Here is a 23,975-nt window from a genome sequence, read left to right as displayed (position 1 = left end):
TATTAAGTAGAAACGGGTTTAAATCGAAAATCACCCCTCTCTTCTTTCTTCTCTCCACTCCGCTATTTACCAGCTGCGATTAGATTCAAAGCCGATCCTGCTTTAAACCAATTCACTTGACTCGCATTGTACGTATGATTAGCAGCAATTACATCTTTCGATCCATCCGCATGAACGAATTCAAGGTGTAATTGTTTCCCTGGAGCAAATTCAGTTAAGTCTAGGAAGTTGATGGTATCATCTTCTTGTACTTTGTCGTAATCCGCCTCATTAGCAAAAGTAAGCGCTAACATCCCTTGTTTTTTCAAGTTTGTTTCGTGAATACGGGCAAATGATTTCACCAATACTGCAGTAACTCCTAAATGACGTGGTTCCATTGCTGCATGTTCACGTGAAGACCCTTCTCCGTAGTTTTGGTCTCCTACCACAATGGAAGGGATTCCAGCTGCTTTATACGCACGCTGCACCGCTGGCACTGCATCATAAGCACCTGTCAACTGGTTTTTTACTTTATTCGTTAAGTGATTGAATGCATTTTCAGCTCCAATCAACATATTGTCTGAAATATTGTCTAAGTGACCGCGGAAACGCAACCATGGACCTGCCATAGAGATGTGATCTGTTGTACATTTCCCAAAGGCTTTAATTAGCAATTTAGCTCCTGTGATATTTTGTCCGTTCCAAGGAGCAAAAGGTTCTAGCAACTGAAGGCGACTCGATGTTGGAGAAACGATTACTTCTACATTTGAACCGTCTTCTGCTGGCGCTTGATAGCCTGGATCATCAACATCAAACCCGCGTTTTGGCAATTCATCTCCTGTAGGAGGAAGTAATTTTACTTCTTGCCCTTCGTCGTTAATTAAGGTATCCGTGATTGGATTAAATCCTAAATCTCCAGCAATAGCTAAAGCCGCTACCATTTCGGGAGAAGTTACGAAAGCATGGGTATTTGGATTTCCATCTGCGCGTTTAGAGAAATTACGGTTGAACGAGTGTACGATGGTATTTTTCTCCTCTTTATCAGCTCCTGCACGATCCCATTGTCCAATACAAGGTCCACAAGCATTGGTAAATACTTTGGTTCCCATTTTTTCGAAAGTCTCGATGATACCATCTCTTTCGATTGTATAGCGAATTTGCTCCGATCCTGGGTTAATTCCAAACTCCGCCTTTGGTGTAATTCCTTGTTTAACGGCTTGTTCTACGATAGACGCTGCTCTTGACATATCTTCATAAGAAGAGTTGGTACACGATCCGATTAATCCCCACTCTACTTTTAATGGCCATCCATTTTTCTCTGCATCTTCTCTCATTTTTGATACAGGTGTTCCTCTATCTGGTGTGAAAGGTCCGTTGATATGTGGTTCTAATTCGGATAAGTTGATCTCAATTAATTGATCGAAATATTTTTCTGGATTAGCGTATACTTCCGCATCTGCTGTTAAGTGTTCTGCTACTTTATCTGCTGCATCTACTACGTCTTGACGTCCTGTAGCGGCTAAATAACGGCGCATTGAATCGTCATAGCCAAAAGTAGAAGTTGTAGCTCCAATTTCAGCTCCCATATTACAAATGGTTCCCTTACCAGTACAAGACATGGATAAGGCTCCTTCTCCAAAATACTCCACAATAGCTCCTGTTCCTCCTTTTACAGTTAGGATATCTGCTACTTTTAAGATGACATCTTTGGGTGCTGTCCATCCGTTTAATTTTCCGGTTAACTTCACTCCAATCAGTTTAGGAAACTTCAATTCCCAGGCCATTCCCGACATTACATCTACAGCATCTGCTCCACCAACTCCAATAGCTAACATTCCCAGTCCACCTGCATTTACCGTATGTGAATCGGTTCCAATCATCAAACCTCCAGGGAAAGCGTAATTCTCTAAAACAATTTGGTGAATAATTCCAGCTCCTGGTTTCCAGAATCCAATGCCGTATTTATTTGATACTGAAGATAAGAAATTAAACACTTCTGACGATTGGGTTTCTGCAACTTTTAAATCCGTTGCTGCTCCTACTTTTGCTTGAATCAAGTGATCACAGTGTACTGTGGTTGGAACGGCTACCTTTTCTTTTCCAGCATGCATAAACTGCAACAAAGCCATCTGTGCCGTTGCATCTTGACAAGCCACGCGATCTGGTGCAAAATCTACATAGTCATTTCCTCTTGTAAATGTTTGCGAAGGCATTCCCTCCCATAAATGTGTGTACAAAATTTTCTCTGTAAGTGTCAAAGGACGTCCCACTAATTCACGTGCTTTCGCTACGCGATCTGGCATCTTTTCATACACTTTTTTAATCATTTCAATATCAAAAGCCATAATAACAATTCTTTTTAAATGTTTGATTTATAACACAATTTACCGCTTTTCGTACAGATAAAAATTATGAAAATGTTAAAAGCAAATATTTAAAATGATTCTATTTTGTTGGAGAGAAGAGAGGGGAAAGAGGAAAAGGGTGAATTCCCGATTAAAGGAGTGACTCTTTTTTTTTAGATTTTTGTCTTCTCTTCTATCTTCTCTCCTCTTTCCTTTTTTGTTTCTGAGATTTATCAATTAACTCGTTCCTTTCCTCAAGAAGAATTATATGGTCTAACCAATCAACTAAGGAGAAGTGCTGTATCTGTCCCATCAAATATAGCGGAAGGTTGTACAAGACAAAGTAGCAAAGAGCTACCTCAATTTCTTCATATTGCATTAGGAAGTCTTGCTGAAATAGAAACACAACTATTCCTAGCATTGGATTTAGGTTTTTGCCAAATAGAAGAAAGATATTTTGTTACTATAATTAGTATTCGTAGGATGTTATTGGGGTTAATTAAATCAATTAGAACTAAAATGAAATAGCTTTTTCTAGAGAGAGGAGAGAAGAAAAGGGAAAAGGGTGAATTCTCGATTAAAGGAGTGACTCTTTTTTTTAGATTTTATCTTCTATCTTCTTTCCTTTTTAGTTTTTGGTTTAAAATTTGCTCTACATCTATAAAAAAATTATGCAAACACACAGAGATTTAGAAGTATGGAAAATGAGTCGATTTTTTGTTTCTGAGATTTATCAATTAACTCGTTCTTTTCCTCAAGAAGAATTATATGGTCTAACCAATCAACTCAGGAGAAGTGCTGTATCTGTCCCATCAAATATAGCGGAAGGTTGTGCAAGACAAAGTAGCAAAGAGCTACTTCAATTTCTTCATATTGCATTAGGAAGTCTTGCTGAAATAGAAACACAACTATTCCTAGCATTGGATTTAGGTTTTTGCCAAATAGAAGAAAGATATTTTGTTACTATAATTAGTATTCGTAGGATGTTATTGGGGTTAATTAAATCAATTAGAACTAAAATGAAATAGCTTTTTTTAGAGAGAGGAAAGAAGAAAAGGGAAAAGAGTGAATTCTCGATTAATTGATAATTTACCCTTTTCTCCTTTCCTCTTTCTCCTTTCCTCTTTCTCCTTTCCAAAAAAAAAGCCCTTCAAAAAAGGGCTTTTTAAAAATTATTTCGTTGAAATCGGTTTAAATTTCGTTAAGTTGATTCCTTCTACAGAAGCTTTGTATTCTTCCATTGTAGGAACACGACCTAAGATAGCAGAAAGAACAACTACTGGTGTAGAAGCTAGTAAAGATTCTCCTTTTTTGCGTTCTGAATCTTCTACCACACGTCCTTGGAATAAACGCGTTGATGTAGCCATTACGGTATCTCCTTTTGCTGCTTTCTCTTGGTTACCCATACATAAGTTACAACCAGGACGCTCTAAATACATGATGTTCTCGTATTCTGTACGTGCGTTGTTTTTAGGTAAAAGGTCACTGAATTCGAAACCAGAATATTTTTGTAAATATTCCCAATCTCCTTCTGCTTTTAACTCATCAATAATGTTATATGTTGGAGCTGCAACAACTAGAGGTGCATTAAATTTCACTGAACCTGTTTGTTTTTCGATGTTTTTCAACATTTGAGAAACGATTTTCAAGTCATCTTTGTGAACCATACATGAACCTACGAATCCTAAATCTACTTTTTTATCACCTCCATAGAAAGAAAGCTCTCTAATCGTATCGTGTGTATAGCGTTTAGAAACGTCATCGTTATTTACGTCTGGATCGGCAATCATTGGTTCTTCGATGATATCAAGATCAACGACAACCTCAGCATAATATTTAGCATTCGCATCTGGCATTAAAGCAGGTTTGTCGCCTGTTCTAATTTCTTCGATACGTTTGTTTGCTTTATTGATTAATCCTTGTAACACTTGGTTTTTGTTGTCCATTCCTTTATCAATCATGATTTGGATACGGCTCTTCGCGATTTCCAATGATTCGATTAGGGTATCATCTTGAGAGATACAGATAGACGCTTTAGCTTTCATTTCAGCTGTCCAGTCTGTGAATGTAAATGCTTGGTCAGCCAATAACGTACCGATGTGAACTTCGATAATTCTACCTTGGAATACGTTTTCTCCACCAAATTGTTTCAACATTTGCGATTGAGTCGCGTGAACAACATCACGGAAATCCATGTGTTCTTTCATGTTTCCTTTGAATGTTACTTTTACTGACTCTGGAATTGGCATAGAAGCCTCTCCTGTTGCTAAAGCTAAAGCTACAGTTCCTGAATCCGCTCCAAAAGCAACCCCTTTAGACATTCTCGTATGTGAATCTCCTCCGATAATGATCGCCCATTCGTCCACAGTAATATCGTTCAATACTTTGTGGATAACGTCTGTCATAGAGTGGTATTCTCCTTTAGGGTCACGTGCCGTAATTAAACCGAAATCGTTCATGAATTTCATCAATTTCGGGATATTTGCTTGTGCTTTTTTGTCCCAAACTGATGCTGTGTGACATCCTGATTGATAAGCTCCATCAACGATAGGAGAAATAACAGTTGCTGCCATTGCTTCTAACTCTTGAGCAGTCATCAATCCCGTTGTATCTTGAGATCCAACGATATTCACTTCTACGCGAACGTCAGAACCTGCATGTAATACTTTTCCTTTTGTTACCCCTACAGCATTTCTATTGAAGATTTTCTCTACTGCTGTTAATCCTTGTCCTTCCACTGAAATTTCTTTAGAAGGAGCAAAAACTACAGGAGCATCCATTCCCAATAATTTTGCCGCAAATGTTTGGATTTTTTTACCAAATACGATAGCATAAGAACCACCTGCTTTGATAAATTCCATTTTTTGTGGAGTTAAAGCTTTCGAAATATCGATTAACTCTTGGTCTCCGTTGTATAATTTTTTTGCTTTTGTGTTAATTGTCAATACCGTACCTGTAGCTACTGAGTAAACTTCTTCTAATACAGGTTCTCCTTTGTCATTGCGAACTACTTCCCCATTAGCATCTGTTTTTTTCACCCAGTTTTTAAGGTCAATACCGATACCTCCAGTTACGTCCACTGTTGTTAAGAAAATTGGAGAAATTCCGTTTGTACCCGCAACAATTGGAGCTATATTTACAAATGGAACATAAGGACTTGCTTGTTTACCTGTCCAAAGAGCCACGTTATTTACTCCTGACATTCTCGAAGATCCAACACCCATCGTTCCTTTTTCAGCAATTAACATCACTTTTTTACCGGGATGTAATTCTTGTAAAGCTTTGATTTGTTGTTGTGCTTCTGTACTAATCATACACAACCCGTGTAATTCACGGTCAGCACGAGAGTGTGCTTGGTTTCCTGGCGATAATAAATCGGTAGAAATATCTCCTTCACCTGCGATGAAAGTTACTACTTCGATTTTTTCATCTACCTCTGGAAGTTTCGTAAAGAACTCCGCTTTTGCATAACTTTCTACGATGTCTTTTGCTACAGCATTTCCACTTAAGAAAGCTTCTTTCAAACGATCTGTATCTGCTTCGTACAAGTATACTTGTGTTTTCAATACTTTAGCTGCTTCTTGAGCAATCGCTACATCATTTCCTAAGGCTAAATCTAACAACACTTCAATCGAAGGTCCACCCTTCATGTGTGATAATAATTCAAAAGCAAAAGCAGGAGTAATCTCACTCACTACAACTTCACCTAAGATGATTTCCTTTAAAAATTTAGCTTTAACGCCTGCAGCACTAGTCGTACCAGGTAAAACATTATAAATAAAAAGTTTAAGAGATTCAGCGCGGTGCTCGTTCTCAGTATCTTTAATCTGTGCTATAATTTCACTTAATAGCTCAGCTCCATCAATTGGCTTAGGGTTAAGTCCTTGATTTTTTCTTTCTTCAATCTCGTTGATGTAATCGATATAAAAGCTCATAATTCAGATCTGTTACTTACAGGTTATTGAAAATCAAAGATTTTCTCTCTCCCATAACTGATTATTTTGTATTAGTTATTTTTTCAATTGTATTTTCCTTAATCCCTCATTCGTTGATTATAATTTTATCAAGCGACGGTAGAATACTCCTTAATTCGCTTTAAACAAAGGTGTAATCAAAATTCTAGTTGATCTTATTTTACTAAAACATGTATCCCCTCTATTTTGCATAAAATTTAAAACCAATTGTCTACTGCTCAAAGAGAGAATTGGACTTGTATTTTATTTTTTGTCGTCGCAAATTTAATCAATCTAATTAATTTTCAAAAGTTTTTAATATTTCCCTCAAATCCAAAAATTATTATTTATAAACATTCTACTTTGATGCAAAAACAACAATACTTTTAGCTTTTTACCTCAATTAATCTGAAATAAATTATTTTTTACCTTATAATTTTAAGATATTTCAATTTTTCATTCTTATTTAATAAAAAAACGACATTTTAGTCTATTGCTAAAATGTCGTTTTCAATCGTTTAGATTATTATTTTCTTATTTTTTGAGCCAATTATTATGGAATTTGCAGTCTCTATATTCCCCTTGAATGTTAATATAGGCATCATTTATCTTCTTTGTGATCCATTTTTGAAGTTCACCTTCTTGCTTTTTGTTCAAAGCCATGTTTTTTACCTTCGTATAATCGTCAACAAAGTCGATTTTATGTGAAGGAATCTTTTTGTTGATAGTCACAATGCGATAGCTTTTTTGATCTCTATAATCCGTTTTTAACGCAACTGGAGAAATTTCTTTTTCTTTCAATGAATTTACTAAGAAGTACAACTCTCTATCTTCCATTTTATTCAAATCAAAACGAGGATCCATAGTCATTGGGTCTCTTAGCACACCTCCGTTTTGTTTGGTATCCTTATCATCCGAAGATGCTGCTGCTGCTTCGGCAAATGTAATTTCATTATTTACAATTTTCTCGCGAATTCCCTCTAGTTTTGCTTTGGCATCATCTAAGGCCTGTTGTGTAGGTTTAGGAACCAATAAAATATGGCGAACATCTAAATGTTGACCTCTAATTTTCTCTAAATAGATGATGTGAAATCCGAATTCTGTTTCAAAAGGTGCAGATATTTCTCCTTCAGCTAAACTAAAAGCAACCTCTTTAAACTCTTTGGCGAAGGGATCCTTTTTCGTGATGGAATAAAATCCTCCATTAGCAGCTGAACCTTTGTCATCTGTAAACAGCACTGCTTTACTAAAGAAACTTGCACCATTTTCTAATACATCCCGACGCATTTCGTTTAAGCGATCGATAACTTTTTGTTTTTGCTCTTTTGAAATTTCAGGTTTCACCATAATTTCTGCAATTTCAACCTCATCTCCTATAGTAGGTCTTTCATCTTCAGGAATAGCCTTAAAGAATTGTCTTACCTCTTCGGGAGTAATTGTTACTTTCTCTACAATGTGTTTCTGCATTGCTTGAGTTAGTTTATTCTGCTTCACAATATCAAAGAAGTACTCTCTAAATTCTTCTTCTGTTTTTTTGTTGTAAAATCCTAAAATACGGTCAATCCCACCTACTTCTTCAACCATTCGGTTGATTTGATCATTCATAAATCCCGTTACTTCAGCATCATTAACCTCAATACTGTCTTGAACGGCTTGATGGGCATATAATTTATCTTCTAATAAACGCTCAAATAAATCACATTTTGACAAATTATCAATAGGAATGCGCTGTGCTTTTAGCTCCAACAAAGTTTTATCAATTTCTGATTCTAAGATTACATAATCTCCAACTACCCCAACTACACCGTCAATTTTTCTCTTTCCCGCTGGATTTTGTGCTTGCAAACCGCCTATCATTACACATGATAGCCCTAGTGCAAACATCACCTTCTTACTGATAAATTTCATAATTTTTATCTTTTTTTGCATCTTTTAAAATATCTTCTTCTATCTGTTTTAATAATTCCATTTTTCGATCATTTAAAACCATTAATCGCAAAGAGGGTTCTAAATATGAATAAGGAACGACATCTCCTTTTCTCAATACTTGATTTATACGCACAAAGTACGTACTATTTTCATCCTTAACCTCGAAATAGGTATTATTTTTTAAATATTGTTCTCTATTTTCTGAATTAATAAAAGGTAGTTTCTCGTAAATTTGAGATACATTTACCCAAAGTGAATCATTTAAGACATAAGATTTCATTTGCAATGACAACTGATCCAACAGTTCATATTTCACATCCTTACCCCCATTAAATCCATTCTTGATCCTATTAAAATGCGTATTGGAATTTAAAATATTGACATAGGCTAGTTTAACCAACATATCATCTACTCTAAATCCTTTCTTCACTTGCTCGTAGTATTCTTTAAGGTCATTGGCGCGAACAACCGTATCGATTGATTGCTGTACTAGCTTTTCGAGATAACCTTTGATCAACAACTCCGATTTAAAATTGGCTACTAACTCATCAATTTCTCTTTTCTTCTCATCGGACAAATTAAATTCAGCAGCATCCATTAACAACTGTTTCGTTGCCCATTTATTGATGTACAATTCCACCATAGCCAAACTGTCTTTCGCTGTACTTTGTGGAGGAACGATATTTTGCAATGCAGTACGTTCCAAATACTTATTATCCACACGTGCAACATATTTATCTCCATCGAGTTTTTTTTGTTTGTCACAACTAGTATAGCCCAAAAGCATCGCTAGTAGAACAACGCTGTATTTGATGTATCTTATTTCTCTATACTTCATGATCTATACTTTCTTTATATTTCTTATTCGCTAACAAAAATAACATTTATAAGCCATAAATGAATTTATTTTTAAAAATACGAATCAAAATACGTTTAAATAAACAAGTTAAAAAACGGAATTAACAATATTACTAATACCTCATTTATTTACCTTAAGGATTAACATTCTATTTAGTTTTTTCAAGTTGAATCCCTACTATTCTTTGGGACTCATTTCTTAATTTGATTCCCTTATCCTGCAATTTCTTTTAACTAATCCCTTCTTTAAAAAAACGATTGCGCTTCATAATTATTATTTTCAGCAAATAATGAGTATTTTTGCAACCTAATTTTTTTAGAGATGAGTTTTTTAACAGAAATAGAACGCAGAAGAACATTTGGTGTAATTGCTCACCCCGATGCTGGTAAGACAACCTTAACAGAGAAATTGCTACTTTTTGGAGGGGCAATTCAAGAAGCAGGTGCAGTAAAAAATAATAAGATTAAAAAAGGAGCTACATCCGATTTCATGGAGATTGAGCGCCAAAGGGGAATCTCGGTTGCTACATCTGTATTAGCCTTTAATTATAAAGACAAAAAAATCAACATCTTAGATACACCGGGTCACAAGGATTTTGCGGAAGATACCTTTCGTACCCTAACAGCCGTTGATAGTGTAATTGTCGTAATTGACGTAGCCAAAGGGGTTGAGGAACAAACGGAAAAATTAGTGGAAGTATGTCGCATGCGCAACATTCCAATGATTGTTTTCATCAACAAATTAGACCGTGAGGGACGTGATGCTTTCGACTTAATGGACGAAGTAGAGCAAAAACTTCAATTGAAAGTTACTCCGTTGAGCTATCCTATTGGAATGGGATATGATTTTAAAGGAATCTACAACATTTGGGAGAAAAACATCAACTTATTTACAGACGATAGTAGAAAAAACATTGATGATGTTATTAATGTTTCTAACTTAGAATCGGAAGAATTGGACCAATTGATTGGGAATAAACCAGCCAATAAATTAAGAGAAGAATTAGAAATCATTCACGAAATTTATCCTGATTTTGATCGTGAAGCTTATATTAAGGGACAACTACAACCTGTATTTTTTGGTTCTGCTTTAAACAACTTTGGGGTTAGAGAATTGTTGGATTGTTTTATTCAAATTGCTCCCTCTCCAAGAGCCAAAGAATCGGATACGAGAGTGGTTGAACCTACAGAAAAAGGATTCAGTGGTTTTGTCTTCAAAATTCACGCGAATATGGATCCAAAACACAGAGACCGTTTGGCTTTTATTAAAATTGTATCGGGAACTTTTGAACGAAATACGCCTTATTTACACGTGCGTCAAAATAAAAAATTAAAATTCTCAAGTCCGAATGCCTTCTTTGCAGAGAAAAAAGAAATTGTTGACATTTCTTATGCGGGTGATATCGTAGGATTACACGATACAGGAAATTTCAAAATTGGAGATACACTGACAGAAGGAGAAATTATGAGTTTTAAAGGAATTCCTAGTTTCTCTCCGGAGCACTTTAGATATATCAACAATGCCGATCCAATGAAATCGAAACAATTGGAAAAAGGAATTGACCAATTGATGGATGAAGGAGTTGCTCAGTTATTTACCTTAGAGATGAATGGTCGTAAAGTAATCGGAACTGTTGGAGCTTTACAATATGAAGTAATTCAATATCGTTTAGAACACGAATACGGAGCTAAATGTACGTACGAGAATTTCCCTGCCTATAAAGCTTGTTGGGTGCGACCAGAAGATCCGAAAAATGAAGAATTCAAAGAATTTAAACGCATCAAACAGAAATTCTTAGCAATAGATAAATCCGGACAATTGGTTTTCTTAGCGGATAGTGAATTCTCCGTTCAAATGACACAGAGTAAATTCCCTACAGTAAAACTAGGATTTACTTCAGAAGAGATTAATAAATAATTAGTTATATAGATACGCAAGTATTGTTCAAATAAGAAGAGGATGTTTTTTACATCCTCTTTTATTTTTTAGTGAGGTTTGTGAGGTTCGTTTTTTGTAAAAAGGATTAACCCCACCCCTATTAAGATCTCACCTTCTCACCACCTCACCTTCTTACACCCCCTCCTCTTTCAGCTGTTTCAAGCTGCGATTTAAGCTTCGAACCGAAATTCCCAAATAAGCAGCCATATCTTCTTTCGATAAAGTCAGGGCTTGTTTTTTCTGCATTTCTACTAATTGATGCAAGCTGTATTCTATGGTATACAACTGCTGATAAGAGGCTCTACGTGCTGTATTGACAATGCGAGCAGCAAAGGCATCCAATAACAAGGCATTCAGAGTAGTATCTCGCTGTAAAAGTGCTTCAAAAAAAGAATAGGACAACACATAAGCTTCTACGGTATCTAGTGCTTGCACATTGCACAACCCATCAATCTTTCGAATATATTCAATATCACCGATAACCTCTCCCTTTCCTAAAAACTCTACGATGTATTCTTTTTCATTTTCTTCTTCAAAAAAAACTTTAGTCACTCCACTTTTAATTAAGACAATAGTAGAGGCATTTTCATTTTGAAAAAACAAATAATCACCAGGAGCATACGTCACAATTGCAATCGATTCATGAGAATAAGCTTGTTGATGATATAATTCGTCTATATAATGTAAAAAGGTTTCGTTGGTTCGTATCATAGGACTTTGAGACAATTGTCCCTTTTGTTTATTTTTATTTATAGAAATTTACCGCATAAATTGCAAAAATACAAACATGCGACTACAAAATAAAATAACGACCATTGCCTTTGACGCTGATGATACTTTGTGGGTGAATGAACCTTATTTTCAAGAAGCGGAACAGCAATTCACCAAGCTCTTAGAAGAGTATCAAACAGCAGAACAACTGACTAAGGAATTATATCACACTGAAGTTAAGAATTTACCTTTGTATGGCTTTGGCATCAAAGGTTTCATTTTATGTATGATAGAAACGGCTCATCGCGTGAGTCATCATCAAGTGTCCCCACTAATTATATCAAAAATCATCGACTTAGGTCATGAGTTAATCCAACGTCCCATTGAGCTCCTGCCAGGTGTTGAACAAACGCTACAAACACTACATGACAAATACAATTTGATTCTTGCGACAAAAGGAGATCTACTCGATCAGCAAAGAAAGATTAAAAACTCTGCGCTGGGTGATTATTTTCATCACATTGAAATTATGAGTGATAAACAAACGGCAGATTATCAACAGTTATTACATCGTTTATCCTGTCCGCCTAATCATTTTTTTATGGTAGGTAACTCGATGAAATCCGATATTCTGCCCGTTTTAGATTTAGAAAGTCATGCTGCTTATATTCCTTATACTGTAACCTGGTCTCATGAACAGCAAGATGCACCTATACAATCTGACAAATTGATTACCTTACAAACTTTGGACGAGTTATTACTTTTTTTATAGGCTTTATGAAACATTTAATCGACATAGAAACATGGAATAGAAAAGAACAATTTGCCTTCTTTTCTACTTTTGACGAACCTTTTTTTGGCGTAACCGTAGCTATTGACTCTACTCAGGCTTATACGCAAGCAAAAGAAAAAGGACAATCCTTCTTCTTATACTATTTATACCGCGCTTTACAAGCGGCAAATTATGTAGAAAACTTTCGCTATCGAATTGAAGATAAAAAAGTATACCTATACGATGAAATTCACGCCTCACCAACGATAAACAGACCCAATGGTACTTTTGGTTTTGCTTATATGAATTACCATCAAGAGGAATCTCTTTTCATTCAACACGCCCAAAAGGAAATTAAAAACACACAAGAATCAACGGAATTATTACCTGCAATCACAGGTGAAAATGTCATTCACTTTTCGGCTGTTCCTTGGTTAAATTTCACCTCTCTTTCCCATGCAAGAAGTTTTTCTTTTCCCGATAGTTCACCGAAAATTTCCTTTGGAAAGGTAACTGAGAACCTAGGAATACTAAGTATGCCCGTTTCGATTCACGCCCATCATGCCTTAGTTGATGGCTACCACGTGGGATTATTTGTTGAGGAATTTCAACGGTTAATGAATGAATAGGTTGTCGTTGGTTGTCGTTGGTTGTTGGTTGTTCGGTGAGACGATGAGATATTGAAATTTTCGTTTAAAGACCGTTCTTATCTTTTCGAGTAAAAATCTACCGATCACTCTAATCAAGCTTGCAAGAACCAACGATAAACTATAGATGGATTTTCTCCGACATGAGTCTACCATGCCTTCATGATAAGTCCGTACAAAACTTGTCTCATCAACATACAACATACAACAAACAACATACAACAAACAACAAACAACATACAACATACAACATACAACATACAAAAAACCATCCCTACAAAGGATGGTTTTCGTATAACTGCATATATACTGTAAACTGTAAACCGCAAACCGCTTACTATCTAATTCCCGATTGATTCAACCAAGCACTGTATTTTCTACTGTTTTGGTTGTGTTGTGCTAATGTTTCTGCAAACTCGTGATATCCCATACGGTCAACACTGGCGCAGAAATAAATATAATCGTGTTTTTCTGCATTTAATACAGCATCAATTGTTCCTTTATCTGGCATAAAAATTGGACCTGGAGGAAGTCCCACATTTTGATACGTATTATAAGGAGAGGCTATCTCTGTATCTTTGAGATACACTCTTTTAATCACTTGATCAAAATCATTCGTATACAATTTCTTTGCATAAACAACCGTTGGATCGGCTTGCAAAGGCATTCCAATACGCATGCGGTTTAAATACACTCCTGCAACTTTTGATTTTTCGTCATTTTTACTTGTTTCTTTCTGAACAATAGAAGCTAAAATAGCCACTTCAACAGGTGTTAATCCGAGAGCTGCTGCTTTTTCTTTTCTTTCTTCATTCCAGAATTTCAAATATTCTTTGTGCATTCTGTTGCGCATCTTCATCGGTGTAACTGTCCAATAGAATTCATACGTTTCTGGTAAAAAACCGACCAAAACACTTTCTTTGGTAAAGCCATTTTCTTCCAAAAATTGAGGATCATAAAAAACCTCCATCATTGCAATACTGTCTGCTTCTACTTGAGAGGCAATTCTTCCTGCTAAATTTTCAATGCGCTCTTGGTTGTTGAACGTTAATCGAACAGGAACATTTTTTCTCAAGGCTTCAATTAAGCTATAACTATCCATACCATTAGTCAATTTGAAACGACCTGCAATTAAGTTACTGTCGTAACTTCTCTGGCTTGCAATTTCTTCAAAGCCCTCTGGGTTGTTTAAATAGGGACGTAACGTTTGTAAGACATCCAAAAAATTATCTGAGGTTTGAATGTAAAAAAATTCTTTTTCGTCCCAGTTTTTCAAGTTGGGAGAAAAGGCTTTTTGATACCATACATATAAATAACCTAAAAAAGCAAAAGCACCTACTACAGAAAGTGCGATTAATATATTTTTTAACTTCATCTTCTTTTAAAATATTAACTGGTACATTATTTCATCTTTATACGTTTGCCCCACTCGAGTCCACGCTTTTTTTATTCCGATTTCTCTAAAATCATATTTTGAAAACAGCCGAATACTCGCTTGATTATCGGATGCAATATTAGCATAAAGTTGGTTTAAATATAAAAATTCTCTACTATAATTTATCACTAATTCCAGAGCCTGAGAACCAATCCCTTGTGCTCTATTTTCATCATATTGAATGACAATACCTACTCCTGCGCGTCCATTTTTAGGATCAAAATCAAACAAATCAATCAATCCCCATGTAGCATTCGTTTCTTTAGAACAAATCACCAAACGCAATTGCTTCGCTTCGTAAATATCGAGATGAGCATTTTCTAGATATTGATGAATCAAGAATCGACTGTATGGGGTTTGTGTATTACTCACCTCCCATAAACTCAAATCATTTTCTATCTGATAAATAAATTCTAAATCTTCGGGTTCTAAAGCGCGAAGATAAATAGTTTCACTTTCTAATCTAATCATACTTACAAACTGATCAATCCTTGAAAAACTAAGGTAGCTGGTCCTTTCAAAAATACCTGTTGATAGGTGTTATTGACGTAGTCAAACCGAACCGAAAGTTCTCCTCCCTCTACTTCTATTTTTACTTCATTGTTATCTACTTTTCCCAGACTATGCATAGCCAAAGCTACTGCTGTTGCTCCCGTACCACAAGAAAGCGTTTCATCTTCCACTCCTCTTTCAAAGGTGCGAATTCTAAAGTGATTCGGACCTTCTTGTTCCACAAAGTTGACATTGGTTCCCTTTGGTGCATACATTTCGCTTGTGCGAATCTGTCTCCCTTTCTTATACACATCAAAATAAGCTAAATCACGTACAATTTCAACATGATGGGGTGACCCCGTATTGAGAAAAATTCCTTTTGCTTTATTCTTAATTTGCTTGACATCAATCATCTGTAAGGCCACTATTCCCTCTGTATCAATCGTCGCATAATGCAATCCATCTACTGCATTAAAATGGCACTCATTCTGAATGATGCCCAACTGCTTCGCAAAAGCAACAATACAACGCCCCCCATTTCCACACATGGTACTTTCTTTGCCATCCGAATTGAAATATACCATCTTAAAATCTGCCTGTTCATCCTCTTCCACTAGAATTAATCCATCGGCTCCTATTCCAAATCGACGATCACATAGATAAGCAATCGCTTCTTCATTTGAGGCATCAAACGTCTTCTGACGGTTATCTAGCATGACAAAGTCATTTCCTGTTCCTTGGTATTTCCAAAATGACAACATATACATTTTTTTTCTGTGTTCGGAATCAAATTTACGAATAATCCCCTTCATTTGACACATTGAACTCCTCTTGACTTTCTCTAATTGGTTAAAAAAATGTTCTTTTTGAGTCTGCTTATTGCCATTTTTTCATTCCGTAGCTCTCCTATGCAACTTAAAAAGGCCTTTAATCAGACTCAAAATAGCTAATTTTCACTTCAATCAAAAAAGTCAAGAGGAGTTCATTGTTAACCATTGGTTAAACACTTTTTAATTCCCTCCAACCTTTTTTATTTTTACTAGTATCACATTTTTAATTGTTCTATTATGAAAAAATTTTTAACTACTTTTTTCACCTGTCTCCTTACAGCAGGTATTACATTAATAGGCTATACATATTACCTTGACAAACGCTTGGCAGCAAAAGAGAAAGTTGAACTACAAGAATCCTCTCCGTCTTTGCATCGCTTGCCATCAAGCAATCCTGTTGATTTTACAGCAGCGGCAGAAAATACGGTTAATGCAGTTGTTCACGTTAAAAACTTGAGTTATATCACCACGCGTACCAATCCTTTATTGGAGTTTTTCTACGGATATAAAGGAGGAACTCAAACTCAAGTAGGAACGGGTTCTGGGGTGATCATTTCCGAAGATGGGTATATTGTGACAAATAATCACGTCATTGCCAATGCCTCGGAATTAGAAATTACGCTGAACAACAACCAAACCTATAAAGCGCGATTAATTGGAACTGAAAAGCAAATGGATTTGGCCTTACTTAAAATTGATGCGCCAGAAAAACTGCCATTTCTAACTTTTGGAGATTCAGATGCTATTCAATTAGGAGAATGGGTTTTAGCTGTAGGAAATCCGTATAACTTAACCTCTACTGTTACCGCAGGTATTATTTCTGCTAAGGCGAGAAACTTATCTGAAACAGGCATTCAATCGTTTATCCAAACGGACGCTGCGGTGAATCCTGGAAATAGCGGGGGAGCTTTGGTCAATGTACAAGGGGAATTAATTGGTATCAACACCATGATTTCCTCTAATACAGGTTCTTATGTAGGATACGCATTTGCCGTTCCCTCTAACGTAACAAAGAAAATTGTAGAAGATTTCTTAGAATATGGCAATGTTCAACAAGGAGCCTTGGGAGTTTCTGGTTTTGAGCTGAATGCCAATTGGGTTCAAAAACTCAACTTAAACATCAAACAAGGTTTTTACATTCAGGAAGTCGTTCCAGGCTCAGACGCTGAAAAAGTACAACTAAAACAAGGCGATATCATCACTGCAATCAATGGAAAAAGCATTACTTCATTTGTAGATATTAAAAATATTTTGAACACCAAACGCCCTGGTGATAAAGTCAGTCTTACCATCAATAGTAACAAAGCCATTCAACAAAAAGAAATTCGTTTAATAGCGGCTCAAGCCCCTACTTTTGCTTTTAACGGTATCGAATTTGAGGATGTAACACTGGAGGAACGAACCCAATACAAAGTAAATTACGGTGTAAAGATTACGGCAATTACCAATACAAAATTCCTTCCCTACCAAGCAGAATTAGTGGATGCAATTTTACTTGCGGTCAACGGTCAAAAAATAAACACAATAGATCAGGCCAAAGCGTTATTTAGTCAATTCCATGAAAATCAGCGCATCAAATTGGATATTTTATCTCCTAAGGGTGAACTAATTAAGGTTTACTTATAAAAACTGGATGGTTTAATTCAAAATTTAACTTTTGTTTTATTCATAAAAAAAGTGGACTTTTGCACTAATTTTATACAACACAATCTAACACAATATGAAAGATACAAGTTTATACGAAAAGGAATTGGCTTTTCAAGCAGACAGAAGAAAAGCATGTGTAGAGTTTATCAAAATCGTAAGTGATTTATGGTTTGATAAATCTATTGAATTATTGATGTTCCGCAATCAATTGATTGACCGTAGCGTTAGTGATATCATCAATTTACATGAATATGCTGCTAAGTTTGTTGAGAAACCAATTAACATTTTTGATACGGTTGAAATAGCAAAAGCGATTCAACAAGCTGATCTTCCACCTTCAAGAATTGACATTGGTCGTCTAACTTATGAATATCATTTAGAAGACAACAAGCATAGCAATGCGTTAGGTTTTGTTGTAAGCAAATTAAAAGATGCTAAAAACACAGGAGAAATTGTTCCTAAAGATGTAGTGCTTTACGGTTTTGGTCGTATTGGTCGTTTATTGGCTCGTGAGTTAATGAACAAAATTGGAAAAGGACAACAAATGCGTCTAAGAGCGATTGTAACACGTGATAAAAATGATGCAGTATTATTAGAGAAAAGAGCTTCTTTATTGAAATACGATTCAGTACACGGTGACTTCGAAGGTTCTGTTATTGCAGACCCTGCAAACAATGCATTAATCATCAACGGAACAACGGTTCACATGATTTCTGCTAGCACTCCTGAAGAGATTGACTATACTGCTTATGATATTGACAACGCATTAATCATTGACAATACAGGAGCATTCACTACAGAGGAAGCGTTAAAACGCCATTTATCTTCAAAAGGAGCTTCAAAAGTATTATTAACAGCACCTGGAAAAGGAATTCCTAATATCGTACACGGAGTAAACCACACAGAATACAACCCTGCGGAAGTAAATATTTGGTCTGCAGCTTCTTGTACAACAAATGCAATTACACCGATCTTAAAAGTTATGGAAGATAACTTTGGTGTAGTAAAAGGACACTTAGAAACTATTCATGCTTATACAAACGACCAAAACTTGGTTGACAATATGCATAAAAAATACCGTCGTGGTAGAGCAGCAGCTTTAAACATGGTAATTACTGAAACTGGAGCAGGAAGTGCTGTTGCAAAAGCATTGCCTTCTTTAGCTGGTAAATTAACTTCAAATGCTATTCGCGTACCCGTTCCAAACGGATCTTTAGTCGTATTAAACTTAGAGATTGAAAAAGAAACTTCAATTGATGCATTAAACGAAGTAATGCGCAAAGCAGCTTTAAATGGTGACTTAGTTGAGCAAATCAAATATTCATTAAACAACGAATTAGTATCCTCAGATATCGTTGGAACATCGGCTCCTTCTATCTTCGATAGCAAAGCAACGATTGTTTCTGCTGATGGTAAAAACGTTGTATTATATGTTTGGTATGACAACGAATATGGTTATAGCCACCAAGTAATTCGCTTAGCGAAATACATTGCACAAGTAAGACGTTATACTTATTATTAATAGTAGATGATAGAACAAAAAAGAGAGCAAATATGCTCTCTTTTTTTTTAACTAACTGTAACTAAAACCTACTTTTGTATGAATAATAACTTCTTATACTTCTTGCATTTCTATCTGACTTAATTTTTGATGTAAGATGGGTTTATCTAAGACGTACTTCTCAACCCATTGCTCTAAGCGATCAACATCATAAGGCACCATTTGGAGTAAAGCTTTATTAAATTCCTTTACAAATAAATCAGAATCAAAACTTACATTTTCTAATATTCTCTTGGTGTAATCAAACATCAATCTGTTTTCCATTGTATTTATTTCTTTTTCACATTAAACAACAATCAAAAATAACCTATTAACAAATAAAAAACAAATTTGATATCATTTTTTACATTTTTTTAAACTAAAGACATTATCAAAACAGAAAAAACCCGAATACAAGACGTTTATCCTCTTTTTGCTTACACTATTTTTACCTAATCCTAACTTTTATCGAAATATAACAAACGATATTTCCTTTCCATCAATCTAGTTCTTTCATCTTTTCTTCTTTACAGGAATTCAATCTTCTCTTTCTTAAATTAGAGCATAGGTTCTTTTATATTTTGAAATATCCCTTATGTAATCTTTTCCATTTTTCTAAGAAGTATCGCTATTTCGGGACGGAATATCTTACAAAAAAAGAGGGTATTCCAATAGAACACCCTCTTTTTTATTCATTTTTACTCTAATTTATTTATTATGGCACTACATAATCTACATTGATATTTTCTTGTACATATTTTATAGCCCAAGCAATTGTATTGGCATACATAATACTATTGTAAACTGTAATACCTGCGTTGTAGTTTTTGGTAATTGGTGTACCTCCTGCAGTAATAGCTGCTGGCCAAATTGTAGTAGAGTTATTAGAAGCACTTCCTGCAGTCCATCCTGCATCTCCAATATAAACATATCCTAATGAATTATGTTTCAACAACCAAGAACGCGATGGTGTTCCATTCTGACTAGATAAACTAGTATATGAACTAGAGAATCCTGTCACGTAATAAGAGTTATTTACATCACTTCCTCCATGTTTACTACGTGCATCTCCAAATGGTCCATTCAAAATAGGATCATCAATACTTTCATTAGGATTCACATAAGTTGTTCCTGTGCCTGATACAGCAGTAGCTGCAGAATAAGCAATAGCATTAATTAAATCTCTTGCACCATTCGCATCATTTTCTTGAGAATGAATCAATACTCCTTTTTTATTCTTCACAAAATCATTTAATATTGTGATAGAAGCTGCATTTGGCGTATAATTATAACCAATAACAATTATGTCAATTTTATTGTTATTGATTAGATTTCTAAGCGTATTACCTTGGTTATAAGCTCCTTCCACAATATTAATACCATCTACTTGTACTTTTCCATTCGGTCCAAAATTACCTCCTGTTTGAAGAATTGCTTTAGAAGATTCGCTACCAGAGGCTGATGCTGGTTGATATGCACCTCCACCTAAACCTAAGACGTTCATTTTTCGATACAAGAAATCGACATTTTTGTTACACGTATTGGCTCCTAAAGCACTATTTGTTGTAATAGTATAGCGGTGAGTTCCACCTGATACGCCCATTCCTGATGCAACAAGAGTTACCTCTTGTACTCCTGTTAGCGTAAAGTTACCCACAGCAGAAAAAGTCACTCCATTTACTTCATTTGTTGTAATTGAATAAGCTCCAGGGTATTGTACATTAACACTAATTGTCATTTTATTAGCAGCTGTCATGGCAACATTTGGCGCATAAGTCCCTCCTAAAACGATAGATGAACAAGTCAAACTATAGGCTACAGGTTGTCCCGTTACTGTAACATCAAATGAACAAGTAGCAATCATACCCGCTACTGCATCTAGAGTAAAGGTATTTATACCTGGAGTTGTTGGTGTTCCAACAGCAGTTAATACGACATCTCTGTCTCCAAGTGTATCAAAAGATAACGGTCCTGAAGTAAAGTAAATTCCTCCAACCGTATTTGTGCGAATAGTAGTTTCTCCTGTTGCTTGTACGTTTACTTTCAGTGTTACTGTATTAGAAGCTGTCATAGCTTCATCTTGTTTGTACCCCCCAGCAACAATTGCTTGCGTACAATTAACAGCATACTTAATTGGCAATACATTTACTTCAATTCCTGAACATGTTGCTCTTGTAGCCGAATCTGAATTCGTTGTAAAACTAAATAAATTCACTCCTGAAGCAACTGGTGTTCCCGTTCCTAATAGATCAATCGTATGAACCCCTGTAGTATTAAAAGTACCCGACCCTCTAAATGAATATCCATTGCTTGTATTGGTTGCAATGCTCCAATATCCAACAGTTTGTACATCCACAATTAACGTCATTTTGTGAGAATTTGTCAGGGCTTGTCCAATCATATAGATATCGTGAACGACAGTATCACTACATTCAATTGTATAACTTACGTTTGCATTTTCAACAAAAACATGTTTATTTATACACGTACTTGCTTTACTGTTCAATGAGATTGTTAACAAATCTCCATCTTCGCCAGCATTGTATCCCATATTAGGCGTTCCTAACCCTTCTAAAATAAGAGTATAATTACCTGATGAAGGAAAAGTTCCTTTGGTTGTAAAATAATATCCATTATTAGTTGTTGCGACAACCTCATAAGTACCTGCTTGTGTAACGGTAACGGGCACTGTCAAATAATTAGAAGACGTTAGATAACTCCCCTGTTTAAAGGTTCCGTTTACAGTTAATGCGTCACATTGTAACGCTGTAATTTCAAATACAGCTGGTGGTGGGGTTCCACATATACTCAACCAAGTGTCTTGGGCGGTACTCCAATAATTAAAACAGCCCGTTGTTTTATTGTAAATAAATAAACCATCTGTGCGATTTGCAACAGCAATTGCATCGCGTTGTTGAGTTGTTAAACGAGGCGCTAAAAATCCTTTATTTGCACTTTCCAATTCTAATATGACACCGGAATTTGGTGTAGCACTAGTTCCTGACATTGTACCATCTTTAATTTTGGTCATGTGATTCTGAGCAGTACCCGAGAAAACTCCTAAAAAGAGTATCAGCATTAAGGAAAATATGTATTTCATTCCCTTATATTTTGTATGATTATTATGCATAATTAATAGTTTTAAAAAGTTAGTTCTTTTGCATGAATTTCTGAAGCATGAGTTCTAATCGTTCAACTTTTTGCAAAATGTCCTGATTTGCCTGCTCCAATTCTTTAATCCTAGCTTCTTTTTCTTCCAATTCCTTATTTTGATCGATCATATGTAAGTACAACTCTTCTGTTTTTTCTAAAAGCTGAACTGATAATTCTGAAACGTTAATTGCATACCCCTCTTCTGTTCTTTTCAATTCATGAATAGGTGTAATACCAGGTAAGTGACGATTCTCTTTAATAAAATCTTCAACCACATCTAACGTTTTGAACTTATAATCGTATTTCAGTGCAGAATATCCATCAAAATAATTTTCAAATACATAATCTGCATAATAACTATTGACCGCAGTAATACTACCATTTACTCTTAACTTTTCACCTGGTGCATCAGAAGGTTCTGTAAATCCAATACCCACCCATCCTTTGGTATAAATATTAGCCGTATTAGAAGTAGCTACTTTTTGTGTAGCTGAATCATACCACGGATGTTTGTTGATAGACTCTAAGTCGAGTGTATGAATAATCTGATCCTCATCTGTATACAATAGGGAATTTGTATTTGCATCAAATTCCAACTTGGTTAAAGACTCTCCATCACCAACTAAATCCGTTAATTTTAGATCTGTCTTTTCTCCTTTTTCATTGGTATAAGTTAAAATGTGTGCTATAGGATCATAAACCAAGGTAGTTACTGTCTCTGTTCCTTTCACTAATACTTTAATATCAATTGGATGTAAATCTCCAGCTTCATCTTTGTAGGTTAGCGTATAAATATCAACAATCTCTCCACTCTCCTCGCTTTCTTGCGTTACTATATTTTCAAGAACCGTTAACGTTTCACTAGACTTAACTAAAGCAGGAATATCTACTACTACTGGTACATTAACCTCATTGGTATAGGTAAGAACTCCATTTGCATTTGCTAAGGTTGTTACCGTTTCATTCGCTCCAACTAAAGCAGGAATATCAACTGTTACTGCTGTATTGGCTTCGTTGGTATAAGTTAAGACACCATTTGTATTTGCTAAAGTAGTTACCGTTTCATGGTCTTTGACAAGGCTTTCAACACTTACCATTACAACATCTCCATTTTCATCAATATAGGTAAAATTATCCCCATCAAACTTAACATAACCATTCACCGTAATAAACTGCTTCAAAAGAGTCTCTACATTGGTGTTTTCTATAATTGTCTCAAAGTTTTGAATAACGTCTTCTGGAATATCGATGATTACTGTTGCATTAGCCTCATTGGTATAAGTGTATTTACCGTTACCTGATACGTCTTTTACTAATGTTGTTACCGTTTCATTCGCTCCAACTAAAGCAGGAATATCAACTGTTACTGCTGTATTGGCTTCGTTGGTATAGGTTAAAACACCATTTGTATTTGCTAAAGTAGTTACCGTTTCATGATCTTTGACAAGGCTTTCAACCGTAACGGTTACAGGATCTCCTGAAGCATCTAAATAAGTAAATGCATTTCCATCAAATTGAACTCCTCCTCCATTAACAGTAATAAACTGTTTCAAAAGAGTCTCTACATTAGTATCTCCAATGATTGTCTCAAAGTTTTGAATAACGTCTGCTGGAATATCGATGACTACTGTTGCATTAGCCTCATTGGTATAAGTGTATTTACCGTTACCTGATACGTCTTTTACTAATGTTGTTACCGTTTCATTCGCTCCAACTAAAGCAGGAATATCAACTGTTACTGCTGT

Annotated in this window: 18 protein-coding genes; 7 read left to right on the top strand and 11 right to left on the bottom strand. The window is 35.5% G+C overall.

What is annotated here, in order from left to right:
- Positions 1 to 62: 62 nt before the first annotated feature.
- On the bottom strand, positions 63 to 2,324 hold the full coding sequence (locus tag HX004_RS15855) for an aconitate hydratase (protein WP_286443635.1): 2,262 nt from the start codon (positions 2,322 to 2,324) through the stop codon (positions 63 to 65).
- Positions 2,325 to 2,501: 177 nt separating this feature from the next.
- Here HX004_RS15855 and HX004_RS15850 point away from each other — a divergent pair, with 177 nt between their 5' ends.
- Positions 2,502 to 2,852, top strand: a complete 351-nt coding sequence (locus HX004_RS15850) for a four helix bundle protein (protein WP_286443679.1) — start codon at positions 2,502 to 2,504, stop codon at positions 2,850 to 2,852.
- A 143-nt stretch (positions 2,853 to 2,995) separates the two neighbouring features.
- Entirely contained in the window at positions 2,996 to 3,352 is a 357-nt protein-coding gene (locus tag HX004_RS15845; protein ID WP_286443632.1) for a four helix bundle protein, read from the top strand.
- Between the two features lie 144 nt (positions 3,353 to 3,496).
- Here HX004_RS15845 and HX004_RS15840 read toward each other — a convergent pair whose 3' ends face one another.
- The 3 genes from HX004_RS15840 to HX004_RS15830 form a co-directional block, all read right to left on the bottom strand.
- Positions 3,497 to 6,259: a bifunctional aconitate hydratase 2/2-methylisocitrate dehydratase gene (locus tag HX004_RS15840; protein WP_286443630.1), complete on the bottom strand. Its 2,763-nt coding sequence runs from the start codon at positions 6,257 to 6,259 to the stop codon at positions 3,497 to 3,499.
- Between the two features lie 552 nt (positions 6,260 to 6,811).
- On the bottom strand, positions 6,812 to 8,185 hold the full coding sequence (locus HX004_RS15835; RefSeq protein ID WP_286443628.1) for a peptidylprolyl isomerase: 1,374 nt from the start codon (positions 8,183 to 8,185) through the stop codon (positions 6,812 to 6,814).
- On the bottom strand, positions 8,169 to 9,044 hold the full coding sequence (locus tag HX004_RS15830) for a hypothetical protein (protein ID WP_286443626.1): 876 nt from the start codon (positions 9,042 to 9,044) through the stop codon (positions 8,169 to 8,171). Before HX004_RS15830 ends, HX004_RS15835 begins: the two co-directional genes overlap by 17 nt.
- A gap of 342 nt (positions 9,045 to 9,386) precedes the next feature.
- Here HX004_RS15830 and HX004_RS15825 point away from each other — a divergent pair, with 342 nt between their 5' ends.
- A complete protein-coding gene (locus HX004_RS15825) occupies positions 9,387 to 10,982 on the top strand; it encodes a peptide chain release factor 3 (RefSeq protein WP_286443624.1) in 1,596 nt (531 codons plus the stop codon).
- 153 nt (positions 10,983 to 11,135) lie between these two features.
- On the opposite strand, the gene HX004_RS15820 is transcribed toward HX004_RS15825, so the two are convergent.
- The gene (locus HX004_RS15820) at positions 11,136 to 11,714 is read right to left on the bottom strand and encodes a Crp/Fnr family transcriptional regulator (RefSeq protein ID WP_286443622.1); all 579 of its coding nucleotides are present in this window, start codon (positions 11,712 to 11,714) and stop codon (positions 11,136 to 11,138) included.
- A 76-nt stretch (positions 11,715 to 11,790) separates the two neighbouring features.
- Between HX004_RS15820 and HX004_RS15815 the strand changes: the two genes are divergently transcribed.
- Positions 11,791 to 12,486, top strand: coding sequence for an HAD family hydrolase (locus HX004_RS15815; RefSeq protein ID WP_286443620.1), 696 nt, complete (start codon positions 11,791 to 11,793; stop codon positions 12,484 to 12,486).
- A gap of 5 nt (positions 12,487 to 12,491) precedes the next feature.
- The gene (locus HX004_RS15810) at positions 12,492 to 13,115 is read left to right on the top strand and encodes a chloramphenicol acetyltransferase (protein WP_286443618.1); all 624 of its coding nucleotides are present in this window, start codon (positions 12,492 to 12,494) and stop codon (positions 13,113 to 13,115) included.
- 355 nt (positions 13,116 to 13,470) lie between these two features.
- Here the strand turns inward: HX004_RS15810 and mltG are convergent, their stop codons facing one another.
- From mltG to dapF, 3 genes are read right to left on the bottom strand one after another with little or no spacing between them, the layout of a single operon-like run.
- Positions 13,471 to 14,508: an endolytic transglycosylase MltG gene (gene mltG / locus HX004_RS15805; RefSeq protein WP_286443616.1), complete on the bottom strand. Its 1,038-nt coding sequence runs from the start codon at positions 14,506 to 14,508 to the stop codon at positions 13,471 to 13,473.
- A 6-nt stretch (positions 14,509 to 14,514) separates the two neighbouring features.
- The gene (locus HX004_RS15800) at positions 14,515 to 15,039 is read right to left on the bottom strand and encodes a GNAT family N-acetyltransferase (RefSeq protein WP_286443614.1); all 525 of its coding nucleotides are present in this window, start codon (positions 15,037 to 15,039) and stop codon (positions 14,515 to 14,517) included.
- A 2-nt stretch (positions 15,040 to 15,041) separates the two neighbouring features.
- A complete protein-coding gene (gene dapF / locus HX004_RS15795; RefSeq protein WP_286443612.1) occupies positions 15,042 to 15,821 on the bottom strand; it encodes a diaminopimelate epimerase in 780 nt (259 codons plus the stop codon).
- Between the two features lie 306 nt (positions 15,822 to 16,127).
- Between dapF and HX004_RS15790 the strand changes: the two genes are divergently transcribed.
- Together HX004_RS15790 and HX004_RS15785 are read left to right on the top strand one after the other, a co-directional pair.
- Positions 16,128 to 17,516, top strand: coding sequence for a trypsin-like peptidase domain-containing protein (locus HX004_RS15790; RefSeq protein WP_286443610.1), 1,389 nt, complete (start codon positions 16,128 to 16,130; stop codon positions 17,514 to 17,516).
- A 94-nt stretch (positions 17,517 to 17,610) separates the two neighbouring features.
- On the top strand, positions 17,611 to 19,059 hold the full coding sequence (locus tag HX004_RS15785; RefSeq protein WP_286443608.1) for a glyceraldehyde-3-phosphate dehydrogenase: 1,449 nt from the start codon (positions 17,611 to 17,613) through the stop codon (positions 19,057 to 19,059).
- A 93-nt stretch (positions 19,060 to 19,152) separates the two neighbouring features.
- Here HX004_RS15785 and HX004_RS15780 read toward each other — a convergent pair whose 3' ends face one another.
- The 3 genes from HX004_RS15780 to HX004_RS15770 form a co-directional block, all read right to left on the bottom strand.
- Positions 19,153 to 19,362, bottom strand: coding sequence for a hypothetical protein (locus tag HX004_RS15780; RefSeq protein WP_286443607.1), 210 nt, complete (start codon positions 19,360 to 19,362; stop codon positions 19,153 to 19,155).
- A 430-nt stretch (positions 19,363 to 19,792) separates the two neighbouring features.
- Entirely contained in the window at positions 19,793 to 22,207 is a 2,415-nt protein-coding gene (locus tag HX004_RS15775; protein WP_353620017.1) for a phage tail-like protein, read from the bottom strand.
- Positions 22,208 to 22,226: 19 nt separating this feature from the next.
- Positions 22,227 to 23,975 (bottom strand): coiled-coil domain-containing protein (locus HX004_RS15770; protein ID WP_286443604.1); only part of this gene is annotated, 1,749 nt, incomplete at its 5' end.

This window comes from Myroides sp. 1354, assembly GCF_030324495.1.
Taxonomy (GTDB): Bacteria; Bacteroidota; Bacteroidia; order Flavobacteriales; family Flavobacteriaceae; genus Flavobacterium.
The sequence above is the reverse complement of the archived record's forward strand: the minus strand, read 5'-3'. Positions and strand labels throughout refer to the sequence as shown.

What these genes read in the sequence shown, in the direction of transcription:
- HX004_RS15815 (WP_286443620.1), top strand. Translation starts at nt 11,791, where the DNA reads ATGCGACTACAAAATAAAATAACGACCATTGCCTTTGACGCTGATGAT.
- HX004_RS15845 (WP_286443632.1), top strand. Translation starts at nt 2,996, where the DNA reads ATGCAAACACACAGAGATTTAGAAGTATGGAAAATGAGTCGATTTTTT.
- mltG (WP_286443616.1), bottom strand. Translation starts at nt 14,508, where the DNA reads ATGAAGTTAAAAAATATATTAATCGCACTTTCTGTAGTAGGTGCTTTT.
- HX004_RS15790 (WP_286443610.1), top strand. Translation starts at nt 16,128, where the DNA reads ATGAAAAAATTTTTAACTACTTTTTTCACCTGTCTCCTTACAGCAGGT.
- HX004_RS15800 (WP_286443614.1), bottom strand. Translation starts at nt 15,039, where the DNA reads ATGATTAGATTAGAAAGTGAAACTATTTATCTTCGCGCTTTAGAACCC.
- dapF (WP_286443612.1), bottom strand. Translation starts at nt 15,821, where the DNA reads ATGTTGTCATTTTGGAAATACCAAGGAACAGGAAATGACTTTGTCATG.
- HX004_RS15840 (WP_286443630.1), bottom strand. Translation starts at nt 6,259, where the DNA reads ATGAGCTTTTATATCGATTACATCAACGAGATTGAAGAAAGAAAAAAT.
- HX004_RS15855 (WP_286443635.1), bottom strand. Translation starts at nt 2,324, where the DNA reads ATGGCTTTTGATATTGAAATGATTAAAAAAGTGTATGAAAAGATGCCA.
- HX004_RS15820 (WP_286443622.1), bottom strand. Translation starts at nt 11,714, where the DNA reads ATGATACGAACCAACGAAACCTTTTTACATTATATAGACGAATTATAT.
- HX004_RS15775 (WP_353620017.1), bottom strand. Translation starts at nt 22,207, where the DNA reads ATGCATAATAATCATACAAAATATAAGGGAATGAAATACATATTTTCC.
- HX004_RS15810 (WP_286443618.1), top strand. Translation starts at nt 12,492, where the DNA reads ATGAAACATTTAATCGACATAGAAACATGGAATAGAAAAGAACAATTT.
- HX004_RS15830 (WP_286443626.1), bottom strand. Translation starts at nt 9,044, where the DNA reads ATGAAGTATAGAGAAATAAGATACATCAAATACAGCGTTGTTCTACTA.
- HX004_RS15825 (WP_286443624.1), top strand. Translation starts at nt 9,387, where the DNA reads ATGAGTTTTTTAACAGAAATAGAACGCAGAAGAACATTTGGTGTAATT.
- HX004_RS15780 (WP_286443607.1), bottom strand. Translation starts at nt 19,362, where the DNA reads ATGGAAAACAGATTGATGTTTGATTACACCAAGAGAATATTAGAAAAT.
- HX004_RS15785 (WP_286443608.1), top strand. Translation starts at nt 17,611, where the DNA reads ATGAAAGATACAAGTTTATACGAAAAGGAATTGGCTTTTCAAGCAGAC.
- HX004_RS15835 (WP_286443628.1), bottom strand. Translation starts at nt 8,185, where the DNA reads ATGAAATTTATCAGTAAGAAGGTGATGTTTGCACTAGGGCTATCATGT.